The sequence below is a fragment of the Phenylobacterium sp. genome (assembly GCF_041919955.1).
In the GTDB taxonomy this organism is placed as follows: Bacteria; Pseudomonadota; Alphaproteobacteria; order Caulobacterales; family Caulobacteraceae; genus Phenylobacterium.
Map to the genome: position 1 here is coordinate 212,156 of NZ_JAYRSU010000003.1, position 12,642 is coordinate 224,797.

14 protein-coding genes and 1 pseudogene are annotated in these 12,642 nt (G+C 71.0%); 12 read left to right on the forward strand and 3 right to left on the reverse strand.

What is annotated here, in order from left to right; translation table 11 throughout:
* Positions 1-264 precede the first annotated feature (264 nt).
* Complete coding sequence (locus ACE3T2_RS04330; protein ID WP_374655077.1) at positions 265-2,196, forward strand: potassium transporter Kup; 1,932 nt, start codon at positions 265-267, stop codon at positions 2,194-2,196.
* Here ACE3T2_RS04330 and ACE3T2_RS04335 read toward each other — a convergent pair.
* Together ACE3T2_RS04335 and ACE3T2_RS04340 are read right to left on the reverse strand one after the other, a co-directional pair.
* On the reverse strand, positions 2,193-2,420 hold the full coding sequence (locus tag ACE3T2_RS04335; protein WP_374655079.1) for a hypothetical protein: 228 nt from the start codon (positions 2,418-2,420) through the stop codon (positions 2,193-2,195). The genes ACE3T2_RS04330 and ACE3T2_RS04335 overlap by 4 nt on opposite strands.
* Before the next feature lie 263 nt (positions 2,421-2,683).
* Positions 2,684-3,367 (reverse strand): hypothetical protein, encoded by a 684-nt coding sequence (locus ACE3T2_RS04340; RefSeq protein WP_374655081.1) that lies wholly within the window; start codon positions 3,365-3,367, stop codon positions 2,684-2,686.
* A 141-nt stretch (positions 3,368-3,508) separates the two neighbouring features.
* Between ACE3T2_RS04340 and ACE3T2_RS04345 the strand changes: the two genes are divergently transcribed.
* From ACE3T2_RS04345 to ACE3T2_RS04370, 6 genes and pseudogenes are all read left to right on the forward strand, one after another.
* Positions 3,509-4,186 carry a DedA family protein gene (locus tag ACE3T2_RS04345; RefSeq protein WP_374655083.1) on the forward strand — a complete coding sequence of 226 codons (678 nt, stop codon included), beginning with the start codon at positions 3,509-3,511 and terminating at the stop codon, positions 4,184-4,186.
* A 64-nt stretch (positions 4,187-4,250) separates the two neighbouring features.
* The gene (locus ACE3T2_RS04350; protein WP_374655085.1) at positions 4,251-4,652 is read left to right on the forward strand and encodes a hypothetical protein; all 402 of its coding nucleotides are present in this window, start codon (positions 4,251-4,253) and stop codon (positions 4,650-4,652) included.
* On the forward strand, positions 4,649-5,551 hold the full coding sequence (locus ACE3T2_RS04355; protein ID WP_374655087.1) for a sterol desaturase family protein: 903 nt from the start codon (positions 4,649-4,651) through the stop codon (positions 5,549-5,551). Before ACE3T2_RS04350 ends, ACE3T2_RS04355 begins: the two co-directional genes overlap by 4 nt.
* A gap of 63 nt (positions 5,552-5,614) precedes the next feature.
* Positions 5,615-5,857: a hypothetical protein gene (locus tag ACE3T2_RS04360; RefSeq protein WP_374655089.1), complete on the forward strand. Its 243-nt coding sequence runs from the start codon at positions 5,615-5,617 to the stop codon at positions 5,855-5,857.
* 629 nt (positions 5,858-6,486) lie between these two features.
* Positions 6,487-6,591: pseudogene (locus ACE3T2_RS04365) on the forward strand (PEPxxWA-CTERM sorting domain-containing protein); the annotation flags it as partial.
* Positions 6,592-6,724: 133 nt separating this feature from the next.
* Complete coding sequence (locus ACE3T2_RS04370) at positions 6,725-7,603, forward strand: oxygenase MpaB family protein (RefSeq protein ID WP_374655091.1); 879 nt, start codon at positions 6,725-6,727, stop codon at positions 7,601-7,603.
* Here the strand turns inward: ACE3T2_RS04370 and pncA are convergent.
* On the reverse strand, positions 7,600-8,235 hold the full coding sequence (gene pncA / locus ACE3T2_RS04375; RefSeq protein WP_374655093.1) for a bifunctional nicotinamidase/pyrazinamidase: 636 nt from the start codon (positions 8,233-8,235) through the stop codon (positions 7,600-7,602). The genes ACE3T2_RS04370 and pncA overlap by 4 nt on opposite strands.
* 129 nt (positions 8,236-8,364) lie before the next feature.
* Between pncA and ACE3T2_RS04380 the strand changes: the two genes are divergently transcribed.
* The 5 genes from ACE3T2_RS04380 to ACE3T2_RS04400 all read left to right on the forward strand — a co-directional run bounded on the left by ACE3T2_RS04380 (position 8,365) and on the right by ACE3T2_RS04400 (position 12,553).
* The gene (locus ACE3T2_RS04380; RefSeq protein WP_374655095.1) at positions 8,365-9,357 is read left to right on the forward strand and encodes a sensor histidine kinase; all 993 of its coding nucleotides are present in this window, start codon (positions 8,365-8,367) and stop codon (positions 9,355-9,357) included.
* Between the two features lie 80 nt (positions 9,358-9,437).
* Positions 9,438-10,310 carry an alpha/beta hydrolase gene (locus ACE3T2_RS04385; protein ID WP_374655097.1) on the forward strand — a complete coding sequence of 291 codons (873 nt, stop codon included), beginning with the start codon at positions 9,438-9,440 and terminating at the stop codon, positions 10,308-10,310.
* Positions 10,311-10,350: 40 nt separating this feature from the next.
* On the forward strand, positions 10,351-10,767 hold the full coding sequence (locus tag ACE3T2_RS04390; protein WP_374655099.1) for a GFA family protein: 417 nt from the start codon (positions 10,351-10,353) through the stop codon (positions 10,765-10,767).
* Between the two features lie 101 nt (positions 10,768-10,868).
* A complete protein-coding gene (locus tag ACE3T2_RS04395; RefSeq protein WP_374655101.1) occupies positions 10,869-12,182 on the forward strand; it encodes an APC family permease in 1,314 nt (437 codons plus the stop codon).
* A gap of 65 nt (positions 12,183-12,247) precedes the next feature.
* Positions 12,248-12,553: an I78 family peptidase inhibitor gene (locus ACE3T2_RS04400; RefSeq protein WP_374655103.1), complete on the forward strand. Its 306-nt coding sequence runs from the start codon at positions 12,248-12,250 to the stop codon at positions 12,551-12,553.
* Positions 12,554-12,642: the final 89 nt, after the last annotated feature.

A 12,642-nucleotide genomic window follows, 5' to 3' on the forward strand; every position in this document is an offset into this window, starting at 1 on the left:
CACGCGAGAAGGGCGAGAAACGGCGAGGGGCGGAGTCGCGAAACGGCCCTGCGATCAAACGCGACGGTTCGGCGACAAAGCGACGAAGGCGCCGCAATGGCGCGCCCAGCAGGCGGCCGCAGCGGCGGAAGGGATGGAGCCGTGGGCAGGGCGCGGAACGTCCAGGCGCGCTTGATGCCGGCGCACGGCTCGGGCAGCCTGTTGCGCCTTGGCCGTGGGTGTGCGCAAGCAGGCTCACCTCAATGGACGGCCGGACGGGGCGACATGACTGCCAGCGCGACTTCCGACCTGCGTCACGCCAGCCGCAGCCCGCACTGGAAACTCGCGATAGGCGCCGTCGGCGTGGTGTTCGGCGACATCGGCACCAGCCCGCTCTATGCGTTTCGCGACGCCCTGGCCGAAGCGGCCAAGGACGGCCTGGTGCGACCCGAGATCATGGGCGTGCTCTCCCTGGCGCTCTGGGCCCTGATCCTGGTGGTGACGGTCAAGTACGTCCTCTTCCTGATGCGCGCCGACAACAACGGGGAGGGCGGGGTGCTCTCGCTGATGGCGCTCGCCCAGCGCGCGCTGCAGGGGCGCACGCGCCTGATCTTCGCGCTCGGGGCCATCGGGGCCGCGCTGTTCTACGGCGACGGCATCATCACTCCGGCGATCTCGGTGCTGTCGGCGGTGGAGGGCCTGCGCTCGGTCGAAGGGTTCGCGCATTGGTTCAGGACCGAGGAGGTGATCATCGTCAGCCTCGTCATCCTGACCGCGCTGTTCGCCTTCCAGAGCAAGGGCACCGCCAAGGTCGCGGGCCTGTTCGGTCCGGTCATGGTCGTCTGGTTCCTGGTGCTGGGCGCCCTGGGCCTCTGGCGGCTGCTGGAGAACCCCTCGGTGCTGACGGCGATCTCTCCGACCTACGCCATCTACTTCCTGACCCACCACGGCATGGTCGGATTCCTGGTGCTGGGCGCGGTGTTCCTGACCGTCACCGGGGCCGAGGCGCTGACCGCCGACATGGGCCATTTCGGCCGCGGCCCGATCCAGGTCTCGTGGTTCAGCCTGGTTCTGCCGATGCTGGCCCTCAACTATTTCGGCCAGGCGGCGCTCGCCTCGGAAGCCTTGGCGGCGGCCGAAGCCGCCGGCCGCGTGCTGCCCAACGCCGACTGGTTCTTCCTACTGGCGCCGTCGGAATGGCGCCTGGGCCTGGTCTTGTTCTCGGCCGTGGCGACGGTGATCGCCAGCCAGGCGGTGATCACAGGGGCGTTCTCCCTGACCCAGCAGGCGATCCAGCTCGGCCTGCTGCCGCGGATGGAGATCAAGATCACCTCGGCGACGGAGGCGGGTCAGGTCTATGTCGCGGTGATCAACTGGTTGCTGTTCGTCGGGGTGGTGCTGCTGGTGCTGTCCTTCCGCTCGTCCAGCGCCCTGGCCCACGCCTATGGGATCTCGGTCACCGGCACGATGGTGGTCACCACCTGCCTGGCCTTCGTCGTGGTGCGGCACATGTGGCGATGGAGCCTGCCGCTCTCCCTGGCCCTGATCGCGCCGCTGCTGGTCCTGGACCTGACGTTCTTCATCGCCAACCTCCTGAAGGTGCTGACCGGCGGCTGGGTGCCGCTGACCCTGGGTTTCGGGCTCTGCATGCTGATGGCCACCTTCGTCGCGGCCAGCGAGCGCCTGCGCGCCAAGGTCAGCCGGGAAGGCGTGCCCCTGGACGACTTCCGCGGCCTGCTGGCGCAGCGCCAGACCAACCTCACGCCCGGCACGGCGGTCTTCCTGACCTCGGATGCGGCGACCACGCCGCCTGCCCTCATGCACAGCCTGAAGCACTTCAAGGTGCTGCACGAACGCAACGTCATCCTGACCGTCGTCAACGAGCCCCTGCCGTTCGTCGACCAGGCCGAGCGGGTCAGCGCCCGCCAGCTCGACGACCGGTTCTGGGAGGTGTCGGTCCGCTATGGCTACATGGAGGCCCCCAACGTGCCGCTGGCCCTGGCCCAGGCGCGCCGCTTCGGGCTGAAGTTCGACATCATGGCCACGTCGTTCTTCGTCAGCCGCCGCACCATCGTCGCCTCGCCGCCGGGCGCCGGCATGGCCGGCTGGCGGCGCAAGCTCTACACGTTCCTGGCCAAGAACGCCGCCGATCCGACCACCTTCTTCCACCTGCCGCCGGGCCGCGTGGTGGAGCTGGGGACCCAGGTCAGCCTTTAGAAGGCGGCCGCCTGCGGGCGGTGCACGAAACGGCCGGCGAGGTCGCCGTTGCGCAGATAGATGCTCACCTCGGCCGGATTGCCGGCGCGGGCGTAGCGGTCGGCCAGGGCGCGCGCGGCGGCTTCCGCGCGGCCGCCGGCCTCGAAGAGGAGTTCGTTGTCGAAGGCTTCGGAACGAACGGCCCAGCCGTCACCGGCGGGCGAGACAAGAATTTGTAGAGCCATGACTCAGCTCCCTTTTACTCGGTACTTGATGTCGGAGGTCCGTGACGCCCCGGTTCGAGGAGCCTCACGATCGAGCGTGCGGACGGCCATCGCATGGCGCCCGCAAGGCGGTGTCAGGTCGGCATTCGGCCGCGTTTAAGGAGACATCGACACATTTGCGTCGCTCGCTCTGCTCTTGCTCTCGATGTTCGGACAGATAGGCGCAGCTTGCGCTTTCGCCACCCCAGAAACGCAGAAAGTCGCGTGAAGTTTCTCTGACGCTGCTACGCGCCCGGCCCGACGCGGGTCGGGCCCGACAGGATCGCGCCGGTGCCGAAGTCCTGCACATAGACCTCGATAACGCCTTCGCCTTCGTCGTCCTCGCCGCGATAGGCCTTGGGCGCGACGCGCGCGGCCCGCCAGCGGATGACATCGAACTGCAGCCGCGCCAGCTTCACGTCGTCGTGGGTGGCGGACTGGGCGATCTCCCAGGCTCGGTCGGCCAGCAGGTCGGCCTGCATCCGCCGCGCCTGGCGGTACATCCTCGCGAAGTCGTCGTGGGCCCGCAGCCACTCATAGACCGTGCCGGTCGCCGGCATGCCGTCCACGGCGCAGACCTCCAGCAGGCTCATCCCGCCGGCCAGGGCCCGGCAGATGGTCTCGCCGACCTGCGGGCGATAGGCGTCGGGTCGGCCCCACGGACGCTGGCGCTTCCAGGCGCGGTCGGCTCGCGCCCGGCGATGGACGTCCTCGCGATCCACGCGGGCGGCCCGCTGGGCCTCGTCCAGCCTGCGCCGGAAGTCGGGGCGCAGGGCGGCCCATCTGTGCACCGTGGCCGCGCCCGGCATCTCACGGGGACGGCAGATGGCCCGCAGGCTCTCGCCGGCCGACACACGGGCGCAGATTTCCCGCGCCAGGTCCTCGGAAAAGGGGATGACGGGGCGGGGTGTTTCGGTCGCTGCGGTCACGCTTGGATCGTACCAAAACGGGTCGAACAAATCAAGAACAAATGACGCTCGGTCCATCTTCTGATGCATTGCAGCAACAGGCGCGAAAACTCGTGGGCTGCGGCCTTGCAGCCCCTCGCTTAGCGACCCGTAGAGGCCCATATGCGGGGCCTCCCCATGGACGCCGCCCTACAGAGTCTCGCTGATTTTATCGCCCGCCACAGCGCCTGGGCCGGCGTTGTGCTGGGTTTCGTGACTCTGCTCGAATCCCTGGTGCTGATCGGCGCCTTCATCCCCGCCACCGCGCTGATGGTGATGGCCGGCGGCCTGATCGCCGCGGGCGTGCTCGATCCGGTGCAGGTGGTGTTCTGGTGCGTGGCCGGGGCCGTGGTCGGCGATGCGGTCTCCTTCGAGCTCGGCCGCCGCCTCGGCCCGCGCGCGCTGCGCCATCCGGCCTTCCGGCCGCACCGTCGCAAGGTGGCGCGGACGCGGCTCTTCAACCGCCGTTACGGCTCGGCCTCGATCTTCATCGGTCGCTTCTTCGGCCCGTTGCGCGCCTTCGTGCCGCTGATGGCCGGCCTGCTGCAGATGCGCCGCCGCACCTTCCAGATCGCCAACGCCCTGTCGGCGGCGGTGTGGGTGCTGGCGATCCTCGCGCCCGGCTATTTCGCCGCCAAGGGCCTGGCCGAGCTGGAAGCCTTGGGCGAGGCCCATTGGGCGACCATCGCGGCGATCACTGTGGCGGGCTTGGCGCTGGTCGCCTGGGTGGCGCGCGAAATCCTGCGCCGCCGGGCCCGCGCCGCCGGCGTGCTGGCGGTCCAGCGCAGCCGCGGCGTCTAGCGTCGCCGAGCGGCCTTGACGCCCGGCTGCGGGCGGCCGACGCTCCCCACGGGGAGGAAGAAAAGTGTCACAAGCCTTCTTCGTGCAGTTCGCGGCCTCGTTGGCGGCCGTGGCGGCGCTCGTCGCCCTGGCGGCCTGGGCCAAGATCGCCAAGCCGATGCCGCCGCTGACCGACGCCCGCGCCCGCGCCCTGCTGGAGCAGGAGTTCCCTGGCCGCACGCTGGACCGCATCTGGACCGCGGTCGACGGCCGCGGCGCCCTGGCGCGCTCGGGCGCAGCGGCGCTGGTGCTGTGCGAGGTCGGCGACGGCTATGTGGCGCGCCACATCCCCTGGGCTCAGGCGGTGTCTTCCAGCTTCCGCGACGGGGTGCTGCGCCTCGATCTCTCAGACGTCGCCGCCCCGGCCGCGCGTCTGGCGCTGATGAACTGGCCGCCGTCGCCCGGCCCTGACGCGAGAGCGGCGTGAAGCTCGACCCCGTCACCCTCGCCACGCCGTTCTTCATTCTGGCGATCATTCTGGAAATCGTCCTGGCCCGCCTGGGCCGGGCGAAGGCGAACTACGAGACCCGCGACACCGCCGCCTCGCTGCTGATGGGCCTGGGCAGCACCGTGGCCGGGCTGGTCACGGCCGGCGCGGTCTTCGCCGCCACGCTCTTCGTCTATCAGCATCGGCTGTTCGACATCCCCATGACGGCCGTCTGGTCCTGGGCCGTCCTCTTCCTGCTGGAAGACCTGACCTATTACTGGTTCCACCGGCTCAGCCACGAACGGCGGTTCTGGTGGGCCGCCCACGTCAATCACCATTCGTCCCAGCACTACAATCTCTCGACCGCCCTGCGGCAGACCTGGACCGGCGGCGTGGCCGGGACCTGGGCGCTGTGGCTGCCGCTGGCCTTCCTCGGCTTCCCGCCGGCCATGATCGCCATCCAGAAGGGGATCAGCCTCGTCTACCAGTTCTGGATTCATACCGAGGCCATCGGGCGCATGCCCCGGTGGTTCGAGGCGGTGTTCAACACCCCCTCGCACCACCGCGTCCACCATGCCCGCAACCCCCGTTACCTCGACCGCAATTACGCGGGCGTCCTGATCGTCTGGGACCGGGTGTTCGGCACCTTCCAGCCCGAACTGGACGAGGAGCCGTGCCGTTATGGCATCGTGAAGAACCTCGGTGACTTCAACCTGTTGCGCGTGGCTTTTCACGAATGGGCCGGCATGGTTCGCGATGTCCTGACCCACCCGCGCCACGCGCTTGGCTACGTCTTCGGCCGCCCGGGCTGGAGCCATGACGGCAGCCGCGAAACCAGCGAGAGCCTGCGCGCCGACTGGGCGGCGCGCCACCCGGCCGGGCGCGGCGGCGGGGGCTGATCGCAACCTTCCGCCCCCTGCAGCGCTTATCCCGCACTGTTTTGTGAACCGGGAGAGATAGACATGCGTACGCTCATCGCCATTTCCGCCGCGGCCGCCGCCCTCAGCCTGGCGGCCTGCAACAGCCCGCAGGACAAGGCCGCCGAGAAACAGGCCGACGCCCTCGAGGCCCAGGCCGCGGCCACGCCGAACGAGGCCAAGGAAACCCAGCTGAACGCCCAGGCCGACGCCATCGAACAGCAGGCCGGCAACGCCGACGGCGGCGCGACCACCGCCAATACGCCGGACACCAGCCCGTCCAAATAGACGGCTCCTGCGGACGGGTCGGCCCTGGCCGGCCCGTCCTGCGTGGGCCGGCCGGGGGCCCGAGCGCAGAATTTTCTCCTTCAGCGCGAACTCTCTTCCAGAATGACGCCACCTGAAGTAGGCGGACTGGTCCGCGCGCTTGCCTAAGTGGCGCGCATGTTGCTTGAGGACGGCCTGTCGAACCGTCGCTGTCCGATTCTGGAGCTGAAATGAAACGCCTCGCCGCCATCGCCGTCGCCGCTGTCGCCATCGCCTCGGCCGCCCCTGCCTGGGCCGCCAAGACCTTCGTGCTCGACGGCGTCACCCTGCAAGGCGGCGGTACGCTGACGGGGACCTTCACCACCGACGACGCCCTGACCTCGCTGGTGGGCATCGACATCACCGCCTCGGCGGGAACCTGGGGCCCGGGCGTGTTCTCGGCCTTCACCTACAACAACGCCAGCCTGGCGGACTGGGTCTCGCTGCCCACGCAAGGCTTCCGCATCTCGACCGCGGGCTACGCCCAGCAACTGCGCCTGGACTTCTTCCCGCTGACTGGGACCGGCGCGAACCTGCTGAACACCTCCTATGAATACCAGTCGACCGGCGGCCCGCGCGCCGTGACCGGCGGCCGCGCCGTCCTGCAGGTCTCGGCCGTGCCGGAACCGGCCACCTGGGCGATGATGATCACCGGCTTCGGGCTGGTCGGCGCCATGGTGCGCCGTGCGCGCAAGGGCGTCCTCGCGACCGCCTGATTGACCTGGTCTCGCAGCGATCCAAGGGGGCCGGCGCGCAAGCGCCGGCCTTTTTCGTGGCTCCCTGTCACAATCGTCAGCTTGCCTCAGGATCGCCGCCTCCTAGGCTCATCGTCCGATCCGGAGGATGGCCATGAGCGCAGCCGACGCCGCATTCGACCACCCGCCCGCCGCACCGGAGGGCGCGGCCTTCCGGCCCGCCCGGATCGACTATCTGAGCCCCGCCGGCGACCGCGGCCTCTACGGGCCCGACAGCGTCGCCTGGCGCGTCCACGCCAATCCGATCGCGCTCGGCGTCGGCGGAATCTGCGCGGTCATCTTGGAACTGGCCGAGCCGCGCGTGCGCACCGGCGTCTGGGAACATTCGATCTTCGCCCGTCAGCCGCTGCTGCGCATGCAGCGCACGGGCGAGGCGACCATGATCACCACCTACGGCTCGACCGCCGACGCGCTGAAGCGCATCGCCATGGTCACGCGCATGCATGAGAAGGTCGCCGGAACCACGCCCGAGGGCCAGGCCTTCCACGCCCTCGACGGCGATCTGATGACCTGGGTGCACGCCACCGCCGGATTCGGCTTCCTGAACGCCTATCTGAGCTATGTCGCGCCGTTGTCCGCCGCCGACCAGGACCGCTACTACGCCGAGGGCGCGGCCGTCGGCCTGGCGTTCGGCGCGCCCGGCCCGCCGGGCTCGGTCGCCGGAGTGGAGGCGCTGTTCAGGGCCATGACGCCGAATCTCGCGCCCCATCGGATCATCGACGAGTTCCTCGGCATCGTCCGCCGCACCGGTCCCTTCGGCCTGGCCGGCCGCGCGCTCCAGCCGCTGGTGGTCGAGGCGGCGATCGACCTCGTTCCCGCCGACATCCGCGCGCGCCTCGGCCTGTCCGTCAGTCCTGCGCGCCTGGCGCTCGCCCGTCCGATGCTGCGCGCCATGGCCGCCGCCGCCCGCAAGGCGCCCGGGCCGGTCGTCCGCGACGCCTACGCCCGCATGGGCCGCAAGGCGTTCGGCTAGAGGTCGGCCAGCGTCACCCCCGCCGCGGCGAACGCCGCCAGCGTCGCCGCCGCCGAGCCGTCCAGGTCGATGGCCCGGCAGGCGGCGGGGATCACCACCGATCCGAACCCCTCGCGCACCGCGTCGAGGGCCGAGTAGCGGACGCAGAAATCCAGCGCCAGGCCGACGAACACGCAGCGCGTCAGCCCTCGCTCGCGCAGATAGCCGGCCAGGCCCGTGGCCGTGGCCCGGTCGTTCTCGAAGAAGGCCGAATAGCTGTCGACCTGCGGCCGGAACCCCTTGCGCAGGATCAGTTCCGCTTGCGGCAGGTCCAGGCCGGGGTGGAAGGCGGCGCCCGCCGAGCCCTGCAGGCAGTGGTCAGGCCAAAGGGTCTGGGGACCATAGGCGACCTCGATGGTCTCGAACGGTCGGCGGCCCGGATGGTTGGACGCGAAAGAGATCTGGTCGGGCGTGTGCCAGTCCTGGGTGACCGCCACGTGCGCGAACCGCCGGGCCAGCGCGTTGATCGGCGCCATCACCTCGTCGCCCCCCGCCACCGCCAGCGCGCCGCCGGGACAGAAGTCGACCTGCGGATCGATCACCACCAGCACGTCGCTCTCGCCGACGCTCAACGCTTCGAATGGAATGCTCATGTCCCCGAAGGGAGCACTCCGCGGCCGCGTAGGGAAGGGGGCCGCGAATTTCGCCCCGCCCACGCGGCCGTGGGCGGGGGCTTGCAAGCTGCGCTTCCTCTTCGGCCTGCACCCTGCGAGAGTGCGCCGGTGACCGACGACGCAACCCTGGATGACGGCCCCGAGAGCGGCCGGCTCGACGACCTGATCGAGAGCGTGAGCGACGCCTTCTACGCGGTGGATCGCGACTGGCGCGTGGTCGTCTTCAACCACGCGGCCGAGGAGTTCTTCGGTTGGCCGCGGGAGCAGGTGCTGGGCCGCGGCCTCTGGGAGATCTTCCCGGAGGGGCGCGATCGCCCGTTCGGCGAGGCCTGCTTCGGCGCCATGGAGCGCGGCGAGGTCCGGCAGATGGAGGCGCGCTCGGCCTTCCGGCCCGGGCATTGGGTCGAGCTGCGCATCGGACCCCTGCGGGCCGGCGGCGTCGCCGTCGCCCTGCGCGACGTGACCGAGCGGACCGAGGCGCACCGCAAGATGGCCGAGGCGCAGGAGCGTCTGCGCCTCATGGTGCTCGAGCTGAACCATCGGGTGAAGAACAACCTCGCCACCGTCCAGGCGATCGCCGTCCAGACCCTCCGCGGGGCGGAGGAGCCGGGCCAGGCGCGCGAGGCCTTTCTGCGCCGGCTCACGGCGCTCGCGGCGGCCCATGACATCCTCACCCGCGAGAATTGGGAGGGCGCCGGCGTCGCGGAGATCGCCGAGGGCGTCCTGCGCGCCCTGGACGACACCGGCGAGCGCATCAAGCTCGACGGGCCGCCGCTGCGGCTGTCGCCGAAGACCGCGATCTCGCTCTCCATGGCGTTTCACGAGCTGGGCGCCAACGCGCTCAAATACGGCTCGCTCAGCCGGCCGCACGGCGAGGTGCGCCTGTCCTGGCGATGCGCCGGCGATCCCCTGATCCTCGAGGTCGACTGGCGGGAGGCTGGCGGTCCGCCGGTGGTCGCCCCGGCCGTCCGCGGCTTTGGTTCGCGACTGCTGGAACGGGGCTTGGCCGCCGAACTCAGCGGCAAGGTCGAGATGATCTTCGAGCGCGACGGCCTCCGCTGCGCCATCCGCGCGCCCTTGGACGCCGCAGCGGCGGGCTAGGGACCTCCATCTGCGCCACGCCTTGACATCTGCCAGACGATCTCTGCTAGACAACGTTGTCATAATTGAGGGGCGTCGGCATGAAGTTCGGGGGTGGATTGGCGGCCGGGCTCGCCGCCGTGGTCGGACTGTGCTTGGCGGCGGGAACGGCTTCGGCGGCGGGCGGCGGACCCGAGACGCGGTGCGCAGGCGTGGCCCCGCAAGACGAACGCCTCGCCGGCGCCGAGGCCTTCGTCTATGCCGAGCGCGGGCGGCCGCTCAGGATTCACCTGCTGGAGCCCGCCCACGCCGCGGGGCGGCGCCCGGCGGCGCTGTTCTTCTTCGGCGGCGGCTGGCGCCTGGGCCAGGTCAGCCAGTTCCTCGGCCAGGCGCAGGCGCTGCGGGACCGCGGCTATGTCGTGGCCCTGGCCGACTATCGCGTTGCGTGCCGGGATGGAACGAGCCCCGTCGACGCCGTCGCCGATGCGGCCCGCGCCTACGACTGGCTGCTGGGACACAGCGCCGGTCTGCAGATCGACCGCTCCCGGATCGTGCTGGCCGGCGGGTCGGCGGGCGGCCACCTGGCGCTGATGACGGCCCTGCGCGCCCCGGCCGCGGCCCGGCCGGCCGCGCTGGTCCTGTTCAACCCGGCCGTCGATCTGACCGGCGGCCTGGTGCGCGGCGCGACCGGCCTGTCGGACGCCCAGGCGCGGGCGATCTCGCCGGCCCTGCTGGACGTCGGGGCCCTCCCGCCGACCCTGGTCCTGCACGGCGAGCAGGACCGGCTCGTCCCCATCGCCACGGTCCGCGGCTTCTGCGCCAGGGCGCCCGACTGCCGGCTGATCTCCTATCCAGGGCAGGGGCATGGCTTCTTCAATCGCCGCACGACGCTCGAGGCGCTCGGGGCCTCGCCCTACCAGGCCACGCTGGACGCCATGCTGGGCTTCCTGGACGGGGCCCTCCCGCCGCACTGAGCGATGTTCATCGCCGGGCGGTTCGCGCTAGAAATCCCGCATGAGCGCCGATCCGCCTGTCCTCTCCGGGGAATGCTTCTGCCGCGCCGTCGGCTACCAGGTCGCCGACGCCTTCGAATACGCGCTGAACTGCCACTGCTCCGGCTGCCGCCGGGCCACCGGAGCGGCGTTCAAGCCCTTCGCCGGCGTCGCGGCCGATCGGCTGTCGGTGGTGCGCGGACAGGACCGCCTCCTGCGCTACGGCGACGCCCTGACCCACGACGTCCACTGCGCCGCCTGCGGTTCGCTGCTCTATTCGCAGGTGCGCGAGGGCGCCTACGTCCATGTCACCCTCGGAACCCTGGTCGACCGGCCGTCCCTGACTCCGACCGCCCACATCTTCGTCGGCTCCAAGGCGCCCTGGCACGAGATCCTCGACGATCTGCCGCAGTTCGAGGCCTTTCCGCCGGGGCCGTAGACGCATTCCCTGCATGTGACATAGTCGAACCGCGCGGTCGGGGGGACTGTCATGCGTCAGGGTGCTGAAGGCGTCGTCGGCCGGCCCGCGGGCGTCTCTCCATGAGCGATGCGCCGCACCAGGCCGAGCCGGGCCGCGTGATCGGCGTCGCCGGGGTCGCCTTCACCTCCTTCAACTGCATCGTCGGGGTCGGGATCTTCGGCCTGCCCGGCCTGGTGGCCGCGATCCTCGGGCCGGCCGCCATCCTGGCCTACGCCGCCTGCCTGGTGCTGGTGGCCCTGGTCGGCCTCTGCCTGGCCGAGGCCGGCAGCCGCGTTCCGCACGCCGGCGGCCTCTACGCCTACGCCACGGCGGCCTTCGGTCCGGTGGTCGGCGGCGTGACCGGCGCCCTGGCGCTGTTCGCCACGTCGATCGGCAGCGCCGCGGCCTTGGCGCGGTTCTTCATCGACACCCTGGCCGGCTTCGTCCCGGCCGCCGGAACGCCGGTGGGCGTGGTCGTCGTGCTGGTCGCGCTCTATGGCTTCCTGGGGGCGGCCAATACGCTGGGCGCGCGCGGCGGGGGGCGCCTGGCGGTGGTGTTCGGCGTTCTGAAGTTCACCCCGCTGCTGCTGCTGATCCTCGTGGGCGCTTTTGCGGTCCAGCCGCACAACCTCGCCTGGACCTCGGTCCCGCCGGTCCCCAAGGTGGGCGAGGGCGCGCTGCTGCTGTTCTTCGCCTTCATGGGCGTCGAATCCGGGCTCTGCGTCTCGGGAGAGACGCGCGACCCCGCGCGCACCGTTCCACGCGCCATCGTCCTGGCGCTGGGGACCGTGGCGGTGCTCTATATCGGCCTCCAGACCGTGACCCAGGGCGTGCTCGGCCCGGCGCTCGCCGCCTCCAAGACGCCGCTGGCCGACACCGCCGGCGCCGTGTTCGGACCGGCCGGGGCGGCCTTGCTGGGCGGCCTCACTCTGCTGTCGGCCGCCGGTTATCTCGCCGCCGACATGCTGGGCTCGCCGCGCATCGCCTTCGCCCTGGCGAGGGCCGGCCAGTTGCCCCGCGCGGTTGGCCGCATCCATCCGCACTTCGGCACGCCGGCCATCGCCATCTGGCTCTATTCGGTCCTGGTGGTGCTGGTGGCGCTGTCAGGCACTTTCCAACAGATCGCCGTCCTGGCCGTCGCAGGCACCCTGGTCACCTACCTGATCTGCTGCCTGGGCGTGCTGCGGTTGCGCGCGCGCGGGGTCACCGGCGACGGCGCGCCATTCGTGGCCCCGGGCGGCTGGGCCGCGCCGCTCGCCGCCGCCGCGATGATCGTCTGGCTGTTCACCACCCTGGCCGCGCATGAGCTCCTGGCCACCCTGGGGTTCGTGGCCGTCTTCGCCGTCGCCTATGCGATCCGCGACGCCCGCCGGCGAACCCTCCCGGCCCGCTAGATCATCGACCACACCTTCGCCACTCTGGCCCATTAGTGACCCGCCGATCGACGAAAGGAGAAATCTTGTCCATCAACTCGAAAATCCCCGCCGCCGCCGGCGCCATGCTCATCGCCGCCCTTGCGGTCGCCGGCTGCCAGAGCACGGCGTCCGAGCCCGCGGGCGGCCCGGCCGCCTGCAAGCGTGATGCGGCCGAGGCGCTGGCCGGCAAGGACCGCGTCACCGACGACCAGGCCAAGCAGCTCACCGGCGCCTCCATCGTCCGCCAGATCGCCCCCGGCCAGCCGGTGACCATGGACTATCGCGCCGAGCGCGTGACCATCGAGACCGACCCCGCCACCGGCAAGATCGTCCGCGCCGCCTGCGGCTGACGAACCCCCGGCGCCGTCCGCGTCGGGGCGCGACGGCGACCGTCGAGCGGGCGACCGGCCGGCTCGGCGCGAGGTCCAGTTCCTGTCCG

Coding starts and splice junctions, on each gene's coding strand:
- ACE3T2_RS04330 (WP_374655077.1), top strand. CDS start 265: ATGACTGCCAGCGCGACTTCCGACCTGCGTCACGCCAGCCGCAGCCCG.
- ACE3T2_RS04335 (WP_374655079.1), bottom strand. CDS start 2,420: ATGGCTCTACAAATTCTTGTCTCGCCCGCCGGTGACGGCTGGGCCGTT.
- ACE3T2_RS04345 (WP_374655083.1), top strand. CDS start 3,509: ATGCGGGGCCTCCCCATGGACGCCGCCCTACAGAGTCTCGCTGATTTT.
- ACE3T2_RS04360 (WP_374655089.1), top strand. CDS start 5,615: ATGCGTACGCTCATCGCCATTTCCGCCGCGGCCGCCGCCCTCAGCCTG.
- ACE3T2_RS04370 (WP_374655091.1), top strand. CDS start 6,725: ATGAGCGCAGCCGACGCCGCATTCGACCACCCGCCCGCCGCACCGGAG.
- pncA (WP_374655093.1), bottom strand. CDS start 8,235: ATGAGCATTCCATTCGAAGCGTTGAGCGTCGGCGAGAGCGACGTGCTG.
- ACE3T2_RS04385 (WP_374655097.1), top strand. CDS start 9,438: ATGAAGTTCGGGGGTGGATTGGCGGCCGGGCTCGCCGCCGTGGTCGGA.
- ACE3T2_RS04390 (WP_374655099.1), top strand. CDS start 10,351: ATGAGCGCCGATCCGCCTGTCCTCTCCGGGGAATGCTTCTGCCGCGCC.
- ACE3T2_RS04395 (WP_374655101.1), top strand. CDS start 10,869: ATGAGCGATGCGCCGCACCAGGCCGAGCCGGGCCGCGTGATCGGCGTC.